Raw genomic sequence first — 13,238 nt, forward strand, 5'->3', positions numbered from 1 at the left:
GCCTCCTTTTATTAATTGGCGGCAGCGGTTGCTGCCGCTTTAGCTTCAGCCTGCTGTTCTTGCTCCAGCGCTTCGGCATCGGCTTTTTTAAAGAATGGATAGTAGATCATGAAGCTTGCACCAATCATAACCAGCTGGAACGCACTTACGCGCCAGCCCCCGTTCATCCAGCCATTAACCAGCACCGGAATGCCCAGCGGCACCTGAATCCCGTGCAGCACAGGAAGGATACCCAGCGTCGTCAGAAGAATCGCCAGACCACTACTCACCAGCGGAGTCAGGATAAACGGAATCATAAACCGAACATTCAGCACCAATGGCATCCCGAAAATCACCGGCTCATTGACACCGATCAGACTTGGGATAATTGCCAGTTTACCAAGTGTCTTATAACGTGTAGATTTGGCAAACAGCATCGCAATAATGAGACCTAACGTTGCCCCTGCACCACCGATCAGTACATAAACCGGGAAGAACGGCGAACCAATGATATGCGTACCTTCCACACCTCTTTGGTAAGCGTCCAGATTCTCAAGTCCCAAAGCCACCCAAATCGGGCCGACAACGGAATAGACTACCAAGGTGCCGTGAACTCCAAAGAACCACAGCAGGTGAATTACGAAGATGCAGATCAGCATCGCCCACCAGGTACCCCCCAGACTAGTCAGTGGCAGCTGGATAATCGAGAAGACAAACTCGTGCATATTGCCATATTTCGTTGCGGCGAAAATCGCCGTCAGCACTAGCATCAGAACCGCTACGATAAAACCAGGCGTAAGCGCGGCAAAAGATTTCTCGACCGTGGGCGGAACACCCTTCGGCATTTTGATATAGAATTTCTTTTCCAATACAAAGGTATAGATCTTACCTACCAGCAGTGCCAGGATGATTGCCACGAACAATCCTTTGGCGCCCAACCAGGAGTAACCAAATGCTTTGGTCACACCGTCATCCAGCAGTCCTTTTGGTGTAACTAGCAAGAAACTCATCAGCGCCAAAATCCCTGCCGAAAAGCCTTGCTGCTTATGTTGGGTAGCGAAATTGTAAGCGATGGAGAACACCGCGTAGAGTGCGATCAAATCGGTGGTTACAGTTGCCGGAATCGAAGTATAAGTTTTGAGTCCAGTGCTTTCCAGGAAATTCTGATAAGGATCAAGCTTGAGTGCATTAATCAGGGAAAAAATAGCGCCCAGAATCAAAATTGGCATCAAGGCCATCAGACCGTTGGAAATAGCGCTGATATAGGTGTTTTTTTGGATTTTCGTGCTGACTTTCTGGATCTTGGCTCTCCATTCTGCGCCGCCTGCCATGACTTAAGCCCCCTTCTCCATCAGTTCAAGTGCTGTAGCCAGCACCTTGTCCCCATCCATCATGCCATAGTCCATCATATCGATCGTAGTTACTGGAATGTTCGGATATTCTGCGGCCAGATCGCCTTCGGCATGTCCCATTTGTGGTCCAAGCATAATGATGTCAAAAGGCTTTTGATCGGCGATGTCACTCTCCGCCACCGCATCAATAACCACTTCAACCCCTTGTGTCCGTGCCGATTCTTTCATCCGTTCCACCAGCATACTTGTCGAGAATCCGCCTGCACAGGCGAGCAATATTTTTTTCATCTTAGTTCACCGATCCTTTCAATTCTAGTTCGAGCGCTTTGCGTTCTTTGATTTCTTCGATCAGTTCCACAGCCAGTTCTCTAACCGTCAGGGCATTCATCAAATGATCCTGCGCGTGAATCATCAGCAGCGTAATTTCTGTCTTTTCGCCCCGGCCTTCAGCCTGGATCAGCCCCGTTTGTACTTTATGTGCTTTGGTCAAGCTGGTCTTGGCGTTCTTAATCATCTCGCCCGCTTCTTCCAGGTTTCCGGCGCGCGCGGTTCTTACCGCTTTTAGGCTAAGGCTTCTTGCCTCTCCGCTGCTGGCAATAATCTGCATAATCGTTTGTTCATAATCCATGGGTTCTCCACTCCGTATCGTCATTTTATTTATAGTAGGTTCTCTATCTCATTCATAAATTGCTCATAACTATTCGTGTTTAGCAGCCGGTTACGGCTGTCTTCCTTCTCCATTAGAACCAGTAGCAGCTTGCTGATCTCTTTGTGCAGGAATAACTGCCCCGGACCCAGATTGATCAGAAAAATCAACTGGACCGGCTTACCCTCATAGATCAGCGGTTTCTTCAACACGGTTACACTGATACAGTCGCGGATCGCGCTCATCCGCATCGGATGCGGGCCGGCCACCCCATTTTTGTAAATGGTGGTGAATTTCTGCTCTCTGAGCAGCACTTGTTCGGGAAAATCGTCAGCTGCATAATGATTGCCCACGATCTCCCGGCAGCGCTGCTTTAACAGCTCCATGTAATCTTCGTCCGAACCAGACAGATGAAACAGCTCCCTGCGGAACAAATCCTTGAAATCCATCAGCTTGTAGGATGGTTCTGTGCGATTAATCTGCAAAGACAATATTTCTTTGATCCGCTGAATCTCTTGATCATCCAGCAGCTGTTTGATATGGATCACCGGTTTTTCCTTAATCTCTGTTGCCAGCGGTACAGTAGAGAGAATCAGATCCACAGGCTTGCTGCTGATCTCCTCCACCTCCGTGATGGAGGCTGTGATCACCGACGCTTTGGGGAATACCGCTTCCAGCTTCAGCCGGATTAACTGGGCACTGCCCCCTCCTGTCGAGCAGATCACGGCAATCCGCTTGAACCTCTCCAGATTGCGCTGCTGCATCCGTTCCAGATGAGTGGCAAAATGCAACGCGACATACCCTGCCTCATCGCGCGACATCCGAAACCCGTACTGCTCCTCTACAATCTCAGCGAAGCGGAAGGAAATGACGAACACATTGGCATACTGGCTGTAAACATCCTCCACCAATGGATTGCCGAGCTGAAGATTGTAATACAACCGGTTCAGCAGCGGGAACATATGCAATAGCAGTGCTTCGCGCAGCTCTTGATCTTGCGTGAATCCAGTAAGGAACTCGCGGTCCAAGCGCTCCAGAATAGCCGTGATTCCCTCCCGCAGATGCGATTTGGTCTCTTCCGACATCCGTTCCATAATGGTCTTGCCAGAAATGTGCAGCGCCAAATAATCAATCTCATCCGCCGGAAGCTTAATCTGGTATTGAGAGGAGATGAAATCTGCAATACTCCCGGCAATATCCTGATACAGCGGCTCAGGTGTTCCCTGCAAGGCTTGTCCAGCCACAATGAAATTGTGCTTGGAAACCCGGTAAAGAAGAATGAACAGATGGGTCAAGATATTATCCAGAAACACATCCGAGATCTTCAGTTCTTTTTCCTTGAGGATTTGCAGTAGAAATCCCTTAAGCTGCTCAGCATCAAAGTCCTGACTAAAAGCATGAAAATCCTCCGTATGCTGCAGCGTATGACCCGATTGCAAGATAAAGTAAGAAAAGGCTTTACGGAAGTCTTGCTCTTCCCCCTCGATTTTCATGCCATAATGAGCCCGACGTTTCAAGCTAAGCCGGAAAGCGGCAAGTCGCTGCTCTACTTCCTTCAGATCGGAAATAATAGTAGAACGGCTAACGCCGATTTCTTCCGCCATGTTATCCATAGACTGATAGTTATCGTTCTGCAAGAGATAGAATAGTAAATACTGCTGGCGTGATTGCTTATTATCGAGATCCACCTGATCCAGCTGCAGCATTCCTTTTTCCTGGTAGCTACTGAATTTGGCTTCATCGCCAATCTCCAGTAGATAACCCTGGCCGCGGATCATACGGATACCGAAACCATTCGCCTCTCCTGTTTTGTCGAGTGCACGGATCACGTCACGGAGAGTCCGTTCGGACAACCCCACTTCGGCAATCAGCTCACTCATGCGCACAGGACTCTTGCGGGTATATAAAATATTAACAATCGTATATTCTCTCACCTTAAATTCCCTCATTTGTGATACTAGTATCGGATGAAGCACTCAGCTGGTTATGAATACATCATACGTGGAAGCGTTATCTTCTGAACAGTTTGTATTCTGCTGTTTGGAACGGCAGAAACTGACGGATAGGTAAATAACGGATTAAATTCTTAGCATACATTATTTGTGGCCACAAATCAGGAGGAAATATACAACAACGAGGAGAGTGTGATGTGAGGGGAATAGGATCAATATGTAGAGTCAAAAATCCCAAGGTCAGTATGACCTTGGGATTTTGATTATCTTCTGCGGGAAATCCCGCATGGCTTTGCAATATGTTATCCACTACATGCCCACAGCTGAGGAAACTGCAGCAAAGATTGCCGCCACCAGCCAAAGAATCGGAAACAGCTTGAGTATTACCTTTAACCATTGTCCAAAATTGATCCGGGCGATGGCCAAACCTGCCAGCAGCACACCACCTGTTGGCGAAATGAGATTCGTTAATCCATTTCCAAATTGGTATGCGGTTACTACCGCTTCGCGGTTAACACCCACAAGATCGCCTAATGGTGCAAGCACAGGCATCGTCAAGGCCGCCTCTCCGGATGAAGAAGGAACCAAGAACGTAATAATATTATGCACGACCAGCATGATGGTGGTGAACAAGTAATTCGGCAACCCCTTAAGCATAGTAGCCAGGCCATTCAAAATGGTATCGATAATCATCCCGTTCTCTGCAACGACGAGGATCCCCCGGGCCAAACCGATGATCACAGCAGCGTAGTGTGAGTTATATTTCATCTTGGCATTAAAAAGGCCTCAATTCGGCGATTCTGCCACAACAATAGCTAGATCCATCTTATTGCAATTAAATCAAACCGTTTCCATTCTATTTGAACTGGAACCAGGTTAAATTTGCAACTGTGGTTGAATCTGACTTAACAAAAGTTACATATACGGTATGGGTCCCTACAGCGGTCCCGGCATTAAGCGGGATATTCTTGACTGACCATGTCTGCCATCCGCCTGTGCTTTCTGCTGTCCAATAACCCAGCATAGTGCCCGTAGGACTGTCCAAGTGGAATTCTATTCTTCCGCCGGAATTAGCGGATGCAACCTTCAAATCAATACTTGTTTTAGCTGTACTACCAAAATCTACATTTTTAAATGCTATATAGTCGCCATTACTCCCTCCACCAACATCCAGCCCACCATCAGTGCTTGCCTCATAGGAAATAACACCTGAACTAAGGTTATAGCCTTCCGCTTCAAATTTCAATGTGTTGAATTTTGGAGCTGCAGCATAGCTGTTAGTATCTGTTATTTTCAATTCTGCCAATGTAGTTGCCGCAACTCCACCGACGCGAACATTGTTTAATGTAACTCCGGAGACAGTAGATGTGTCACTCCAACCCTTCATTATTGAAACTTCACCTAAAGCGCGTAAATTTATATTATTATAGACCACATTTTTTATCGGACCGGTTTTCGCAGAAAGATCAAACCATCTGGAGTGAACACCGGATCTTGGCCAGAAGCCTTCTACATCTATATTGTCAAATATGATGTTTTGTGCTGCTGGAGTTCCATAAAGATGACCTACTGCTAAAGCACGCCAGCACCGGTATACATAAGAGTTTTTAACAACTATGCCATCCTGAAGCTGTTTCACTCCATCTCCAACCTTAAATGCTCCACATCTGCTCCAAGCCAAAGCATCATCCACAACTACATTTGACTGGCTTTCAGGACTTCCAGGCCAGTTTGCAGCTATATCCGTAGTTTCTACATCCCATGTCTTAAATGAGTATGTGTCATCCTCCGATACTGCTACAGTGTGCTTTATGAGTACATTCTGGCTCTCTTGAATGTCGATTGCATCATTTTCATAATCAAGTTCATTGTTGTTGAAGTGCTTTGTATTCTGGAATGTTACGTTATTAGATCTTGTAACTATTGTAGCCCAGCCACCGCTGTCTCTTATTGTTATGCCGTCAACCGTGAAGTTGCTGCACTGCAAGGGTACAAGAATATTGTTCAAATAATTGTTTGTATTTCTCATATAATGGCCATTGCCGTCAATAGTCCCCCTGCCGTATATCTTAATATTGTTTGCATTTGTTTCAGTATAAATAAACCATGTTCCATCCTTACCCAGAGAATTCTTATGAAAATGGGTAGTGTAATCGCTTGGATTTCCTGAACCCCTTATAACAGAACCACCCTCCAGATAAACCGAAACATTGCTTTTTAAAACAAGGTTTCCGCACTTATAAACACCGGCTGGAACGTATACTATACCGCCACCTGCTGCGTTAGCCGCATTTATGGCGTTTTGTATTGCAGTTGTAGCCATAGCGGCACCGGTACTGTCGGCACCGTACCCGGTTTTAACATTGTATATACCTGTACCGGATGAAGCCGGAACATTGGTTTCAAGAGCATCTGCCGCAATAACCAGATCTTTCAGGTTATTGATTTTAACTATAAGATATGTTGGTGATGAAAGTGTAAATGTAAGTGTATTTCCGCTCTTTGTTGCAGTGATTCCCAAAGCTTTGGGAGAAATATTATAGGTATTGATTGTCTCGCTTGCTGTTATTGTGATTGTAGTAGTACCTGAAAAAGAGAAATTACAATAATTATAGTTTACAAATACCGCCGAAGTGTCGATTACCGGTATATTTGTAGAGTCTGCTGTTACCGTGTATTGACTGGTCGTGGTATAGATCGACGGTAATGGATAGCTTACAATTGTGCCCGCCGCTCTTGCTGTCAAAGGAACGACAGCTAAAAGACTGGCGAGCATACAAACAATTAAACTTAATAGTTTTAACCTTTTTAGCATAAATAAACACCTCTTTCATATCTTCAGAAAATACTCTGTCATCAGTGAATAATGATTTCACCAGTGATGCTCTATTACTCTTTTCATAAAGTCGACATATTCCTGTTCAGCTTCGGAAGTGGCAGAGTAATACTAACCTTTTCTGCATCAGCAAAGTTTCCTTTTAAAATACAGCCCCGGTTTTGTTCACCTTTTGCAGGATTTCTGCGTTGGTCGCTACTACTGAGCTGTATTGTTGCATTTTATGCACAATCTCCCCACGGTCACTGCTATTGATTTAGCATTGTTGCACTTCATGCACAATCTCCGCGCAAGCCGCTCCAATCATGGCACATGGCCCTACTGTTACTCCGCATTTCCGCCCTCAGCCTGCTTCCAATCTTATCTATGCTCCGGCTCCAGACAGAGCCGGAGCAGATCGTCCACAAGGGCCGTTGCCAGACATTCCACCGTATCCGCAGAGCCGTAATAGATCTTGACCTCGCCGTCATCCTCCAGAATCATCCCTCCCGGAAAAATCACATGATTGCGGAAGCCCCCGCCAATCTCATAGTCTGTCTCCGGTGCCAGCAGCGGTTGCCTGCTCATGCCGATCACCTTGCGGGGGTCCTCCAGATCCAGCAGCATAATTCCGGCGGTATAGCGCTTCTTCCAGGTGTCCTCCCAACCTTGCTTGCCTCTGGCCGGGTCCACATCCACCGCATGGAAGGTGGTCAGCCAGCCCTTATCCGTCCGGACCGGAGGTGCGGCCGGGCCAACCTTGTCATTGGCAAACGGCACCTGCTCGACGGCGAGCAGTAGGCTGGAGTTGCCCCAATGCTTCAGGTCCGGCGACTCGGAGATCCAGGCATCGAAGCGGTCCCGGCCGCCGCGGCTGTATACCGTGAAGGGACGCTCCAGCCGGACATACTTGCCGCCGATCAACTCGGGAAACAGTACCATATTGCGCAGGTCCGGTGTAGACAGGCTGAGCACCTCGAAGTGCTCCAGATCATCGGTAACGGCAATTCCGCCGCGGATGCCATGGTGCGTATCCACGGCAAAACACATATAACAACGGCCGCCGATCACGGTCAGGCGCGGGTCGTAGGCGCGGATAATTTCCTCGTCATGAATTTTGAACACTGGCTTCGGGCCGGCGGTCCAGCTCAGCCCGTCGTCACTGTAAGCAATGCCGAGATCCGTGGTGTGGTGCGGCTCAAGCGTCTGATCTACCAGTGAGCCGTAATCATTACGGAAGATCATCACATACTTGCCGTTAAATTTCGTTACACCGGCATTGAATACCAGTGCGGTGGGGTAAGGAACCTTCGTTGCATCCAGCACAGGATTGCCCGGATACCGCCGGATGAACGGGGCAGATTGCAGAATTGCCGGAGCGTGTTGAGTCATGGGGTGTACCTCCTTGAATGTTAAATATGGAATATGGGTTGCGCAGGGCCGGACCGCTACCCTTTGAGGGAACCGGCTGTCATCTGCATGAAGGATTTGTTGGCGAACAGATAGGCTACGAGAATCGGCAGAATGGACAAGCAGGCGCCTGCCATCATATAGTGGGTCTGGGAAGCGGCCGAAATCCCGTATTTCAGGTTCGCCAGCCCGACAGTCAGCGTCTGCAGCTCCGGCTTCGTCATCGTGAACACGAGTGGCAGCAGATATTCATTCCACGCGCCGCGGAAGGTGAACAGCGCACCTACGCCGAGTCCAGGTCCGAGCAGCGGCAGAATAATTCGCCAGAAGGTGCGGCCGGGGGAGCTGCCGTCCATCAGCGCCGCCTCATCCAGCTCACGGGGAATCCCCTTCATGAAGCTGGACAGAATGAAGAAGATCGAAGCATGGGCGGAGATCAGAATCAATATGACCCCCCACAGGCTGCTGTGCAGATGAAGCTTGACCATCAGATCAAACTGCGGACGCAGCACGACCGCCCCTACTGCCACGAACATAGTGAAGGATTGCAGGCCGATATACAGTTTCTTGCCTGCAAAATCCATCCGGTCCACCACATAAGCCGCCATGGATGATACCAGCAGCGTGCCAACCACCGCCGCCAGAGAGACAATCAGGCTGTTCAGCGTATATCTGGAGAAATTCGCCTGTGCCCAGGCTTCGGCATAGTTCGAGAAATGCCAGCTATCCGGCAGAAAGGTGGCTCCCGCAGTCAGTTCGGCATTTGTCTTGAAGGAGCCGAGAATGGTGATAACAACCGGAATCAGGGTGATAAAAGCAAATGCCAGCAAAAAAATCCACAGGATGATATTGCCCAGTATGGTTCTTATTCTCATAATAGCCTCTCTCCTCAATCGGTCTGATTCATACGTCTGGATGCGTAGAAATAAATGAGCGATATGATCCCGACGATGACCGCAGACACGAAGGCGACCGCACTGCCGTATCCGAACTCTTGGACCTGGACCGCCGCGCTGCCTCCGCCGACAGGGAAAAATAATTTGTACAAATACAGGAACATCACCTCTGTCTTGCCTACAGGACCGCCTTCGGTCAGCACCATAATGCTCTCGTATCCCTTCAAAGCTGTAATGATCGCCAGCATAATGACCATCTGCATGACAGGCCCGAGCATCGGCAGGGTGACATAGCGGAACTGCTGGAGTCTGCCTGCTCCGTCCAGGGAAGAGGCTTCATAAACATCCTCCGGGATATTCTGCAGACCGGCGAGGAAGAGCAGCATGTAATTGCCGACCGCCCCCCAAGCCGCAACCAAAATGACGGTGAGCATGGCATATTTCGGCCCCAGCCAGTCCACACCGGAATCGGAAAGGCCCGAACGGATCAGGAACTGGTTGAGAATCCCGTTATACGAGTTAAAGATCGTGAAGAAGACTACGGCCATTACGGCGGTACTGATGACGGTCGGCATGAAGAAAATCCCCCGCAGCAGCTGTCTGCCCCGCAGCCCCCGATTCAATATGGAGGCCAGCAGCAGAGCCAGCGGAATAGTGATCAGCAGCTTGCCGCCTGCATAGACAAACGTGTTCACCACCGAATCCCAGAACTGGGTATCCTTCAGGATGCGGCTGAAATTGGCCAGCCCGGTAAACCGGGCCGTTCCGAACCCTTTGTAATCATAGAACATATAGCGGAACGCCCAGGCAATCGGATAAATCCCGAGGACCAACGTGAGCAAGGCACTTGGAAAGATAAAGCTGTATGAAAATAAGGCTTGTTTTGTTTTGTTCATCTGGTTTCTTCCGGCTCCTCTCCCTTGCGGCCAGAGCAGAGGGATGGGAAAGCTGCTTCCTCATCCCTCTGCTTTGGCCTATATCTCTATCCCTGACCTTCCATCTACTTGGCGAACTTGCCGCCCAATGCGGCGGGGTCAAAGCCGGCATCCGGCTCGGCCTTCACGCCATCATTCGCAATCACGCTGTCCAGTGCAGTGTTATAGCGTTTGTTCAGATCGGCGATAATTGCCTTCAGATCGCCGCCGTTCAGCATATACTTGAAGAAGGCGTCATCCGATTTCATCCCTTCCGGTGCTACAGACGGATAGACCGGCCACACTCCATCGTGCTTGTTCGGCAGGAAGCCTTCAATGCCGTTCACATCCGGTGTCTTGGCTACTGCGCTGACGGATGGAACCATGGAGATGCCAAAGCCTTTTTCCTGATAATCCGTCAGCACCTGATCGCCGTACATGAACTCCATGAACTTCCAGGCTGCTCCTTTGTGCTCCGACTTCGAGCTCAGCGCCAGCCACTGGCCCCCGAGGAAGCCCGAAGCCCCCTTCACGGTGCCGTCGATGGTCGGAACCGGAGCGGCTGCCCAGTCAATCTTGGCCGGGAACTGATTCTTGTAGACGCCCGGCTCCGAGGAGTAGGACATATACATTCCGATTTTGCCCTCTGCAAACTGCGCCCGCAGCGGATCAATATCCAGCGATTCCACACCCGGCAGCATGCTGCCGTTGTCCCGGATCTGCTTAAAGGCATTGATGATCGACTCGAAGCCGCTGAAATCGTAGCGGGCCGTCTTGAAATCATACCCGAAACCGCCGTAGCCGCTCATCTCCGCAATCACCCGCGCCGAACGCGCAAACGCGCTTCCGGGGCTTTTGAAGTTCTGGGCGAAGCCGTAAGCGCCGTCCGCTTTACCGGCTTCCGTCAATTTTTTGGCGGTATCCACCAGCTCCTGCAGGGTAGCTGGCGGATGCTCAACGCCTGCTTTGGCGAACAGATCCTTGTTGTATACTAGACGCATGGTTGTTCCATAATTCGGCAGACTGTAACGCTTGCCGTCAAATTCATTCAGATCCGGCATGACCGGGAATTTCGTCTTCAGCTCATCGGTGAGGAACTCGTCAATGGGAGCGAGAAAGCCTTTTTTGTAGAAGGTCTGGATGGTATTCTCCTTCACCCGGATTACATCCGGCGCATCGGAGGTCTGGAAGGACAGATCGAGTGCGGTATCGAAGTCGTCGCCCTTGACGACCAGCTCCACCTCAATCCCGTCAGTATTGGTTGCGTTGAACTCGGCTACCTTGTCCTTCACGAAATCCGCATCATGACGGTCGCCGGTCCAGTAGCTGATTTTGGTCTTGTCCCCCGAGCCGCCTGTCTTCCCGTCTCCCTTACCTTCTGCAGCATTGCCACCGTTACCGTTGCCGCAGGCTGTCAGGCCAAGTGCCAGGACCAGGCTCAGAGATGTTATTAGCATACGCTTCATCATTGGTAGTTCCCCCTTATATATCCCTGTTGTATTCGCTTACAACCTGATTATAGACGGATTGGCGCATCCGGATAAGGCGGGTAAGCCCACTTTAAGGGCAGATTTCTGCAGGAGCTTTATACAGTGAAGGGAGGCCACCTCCGCCCTGCGGACATGCCTCCCCTGCGCATTTTTATTCTTTTCCAAGATAATGCAGTTTGAACTCGGACGGGGTCATTCCGGTATATTTCTTGAACACCTCGCTGAAATAGCGCCTGTGCTCATACCCGAGATCCTGGGCGATCTCCTGAACCTGCCGGCCGCTGATCAGCATCGCCTTAGCCTTCTCCATCTTCTCGTGCATCACATACTGCTGAAACGAAATCCCCTGCACCTTCTTGAACAGGTTGGAGAAATACCCCTGGCTGAGGTTAATCTGCTTCGCCACCTGCTCCAGCGACAGCCCCGTATCCAGATGGCTATCGATATAAGCGGCGGCCTGGCGGATAATCCGCGTGGACTCCAGGGAACGGGCCTCCGTAACCAGCGCACAGGCCTCCCGGCACAGCCCGGACAGCAGGTCCCGGATATCCTGCAGGGAAGGATGCACCCGGTTCTTCAAGACGGCAATCCTGTGCTCCAGCGGCTCCACCTGCCCGTAGGGGAACTGCTCCAGCAGGACCCGGCAGATCCTGTAGCCCAGCTCATAGCCGACGCTTTCCACATAACGCGGCTCAGGCAAAAGCCCGCTGTCCAGCAGCTCCGCGAATAGTTGATCGAGCATCTGCAGGCTTTTGGCAGAATTGCCGGAACGCAGGGCGAACAGTAACTCCTGCTCAACGGCGGCGGAGTAGCTGTGAAGTGCGAGCGGTTTATTCTCAATATTGCTGTAAATGTAGACCCCGTTTCCTCCGGTGTAGAAATGATAACCCAGCGCGCTAATCGCCTGCCTGTACGCTACACCCAGCTCCTGGATCGCCGCTACGCCCAGCCCCACGCCAATGGAAAGCGTATGCCTGGAGAATCGGCTTACATTCGTGCAGCAGGTCTCCGTAACCAGCGCCGCCGTATCCGGGTCCGAGCCGTTCATGATGCAGACGTACCGGTCTGTCGCCTCCCGGATAATGACGCCGCGGGTCCAGGCGGAAATCGTCTCTTCGAGAATATTATGCAGGCTGAACCGCAGCAGCTCGACCTCCTGCACAGGCTGGCCGCTCAGCTTCTCCGTGAAATGATCGATTTCGGCGACAAATACGAAGAAATCATGCTGGTCCAGAGGGATATCGAGATAGGCCCAACGAGAACGTGCATCCCATTCTGTCGTCTGGTGGTGCAGCAGGAAGATGAGATATTCCTGGCGGAGAATAGGTAGACTTTCTCTAATTTTGGCCTCCATCACAGCAAGTCTGGTGGTCTCCTGACGCTCCTCCCGGCACAACTCCCTGGCCTTCAGCACAGCCTGCACAATCTCGTTCAGGGAAAAGGGCTTCTTGACGAAATCAAGCGCCCCTAGTCGGATGGCTTCCTGGGCATAAGAGAACTCCGAGTAGGCGCTGAGGATAATAATCTTGCAGTCCGGCAGTTCCTCCAGAATCGCCCGGGTCATCTGCAGGCCGTCCATTCTTGGCATCCGGATATCAGTCAGCACAATGTCCGGCCGGGTCTCGCGGATAATCTGCAGCCCCGCTTCACCGTCCAGCGCTGTACCGACTACCTCAATACCGTGCTCCTGCCATGGCGGCTTGCTCGAGACCATCTCCACCACACTTTTAATATCGTCGATTACACATAATTTGAACCTTTCCAGCTCCAGCATCCGGTCCATC

At 50.5% G+C, this 13,238-nt stretch carries 11 protein-coding genes; all 11 read right to left on the minus strand.

Going from position 1 to position 13,238, the window contains the following annotated elements:
- Positions 1-11: 11 nt before the first annotated feature.
- The 11 genes from MHH89_RS14170 to MHH89_RS14220 all read right to left on the minus strand — a co-directional run bounded on the left by MHH89_RS14170 (position 12) and on the right by MHH89_RS14220 (position 13,237).
- Complete coding sequence (locus MHH89_RS14170) at positions 12-1,310, minus strand: PTS sugar transporter subunit IIC (protein WP_076148309.1); 1,299 nt, start codon at positions 1,308-1,310, stop codon at positions 12-14.
- Between the two features lie 3 nt (positions 1,311-1,313).
- A complete protein-coding gene (locus MHH89_RS14175; RefSeq protein WP_036683292.1) occupies positions 1,314-1,619 on the minus strand; it encodes a PTS sugar transporter subunit IIB in 306 nt (101 codons plus the stop codon).
- Between the two features lies 1 nt (position 1,620).
- Entirely contained in the window at positions 1,621-1,959 is a 339-nt protein-coding gene (locus MHH89_RS14180) for a PTS lactose/cellobiose transporter subunit IIA (protein ID WP_038572728.1), read from the minus strand.
- A 29-nt stretch (positions 1,960-1,988) separates the two neighbouring features.
- The gene (locus tag MHH89_RS14185; RefSeq protein ID WP_341087385.1) at positions 1,989-3,911 is read right to left on the minus strand and encodes a BglG family transcription antiterminator; all 1,923 of its coding nucleotides are present in this window, start codon (positions 3,909-3,911) and stop codon (positions 1,989-1,991) included.
- A gap of 327 nt (positions 3,912-4,238) precedes the next feature.
- Positions 4,239-4,697, minus strand: a complete 459-nt coding sequence (locus MHH89_RS14190; protein ID WP_248549335.1) for a TIGR00366 family protein — start codon at positions 4,695-4,697, stop codon at positions 4,239-4,241.
- Between the two features lie 88 nt (positions 4,698-4,785).
- Complete coding sequence (locus tag MHH89_RS14195) at positions 4,786-6,744, minus strand: carbohydrate-binding protein (RefSeq protein WP_076279257.1); 1,959 nt, start codon at positions 6,742-6,744, stop codon at positions 4,786-4,788.
- Positions 6,745-7,125: 381 nt separating this feature from the next.
- Positions 7,126-8,136, minus strand: a complete 1,011-nt coding sequence (locus tag MHH89_RS14200; RefSeq protein ID WP_139330107.1) for a glycoside hydrolase family 130 protein — start codon at positions 8,134-8,136, stop codon at positions 7,126-7,128.
- A 56-nt stretch (positions 8,137-8,192) separates the two neighbouring features.
- Entirely contained in the window at positions 8,193-9,029 is an 837-nt protein-coding gene (locus MHH89_RS14205; RefSeq protein ID WP_036683306.1) for a carbohydrate ABC transporter permease, read from the minus strand.
- 14 nt (positions 9,030-9,043) lie between these two features.
- Positions 9,044-9,946: a carbohydrate ABC transporter permease gene (locus tag MHH89_RS14210; RefSeq protein WP_036683309.1), complete on the minus strand. Its 903-nt coding sequence runs from the start codon at positions 9,944-9,946 to the stop codon at positions 9,044-9,046.
- 104 nt (positions 9,947-10,050) lie between these two features.
- Positions 10,051-11,433: an ABC transporter substrate-binding protein gene (locus MHH89_RS14215; protein WP_036683312.1), complete on the minus strand. Its 1,383-nt coding sequence runs from the start codon at positions 11,431-11,433 to the stop codon at positions 10,051-10,053.
- Positions 11,434-11,605: 172 nt separating this feature from the next.
- A complete protein-coding gene (locus MHH89_RS14220) occupies positions 11,606-13,237 on the minus strand; it encodes a response regulator (protein WP_341087387.1) in 1,632 nt (543 codons plus the stop codon).
- Position 13,238 lies beyond the last annotated feature (1 nt).

This window comes from Paenibacillus sp. FSL H7-0323 (assembly GCF_038002725.1).
Lineage (GTDB): Bacteria > Bacillota > Bacilli > Paenibacillales > Paenibacillaceae > Paenibacillus_AQ > Paenibacillus_AQ odorifer.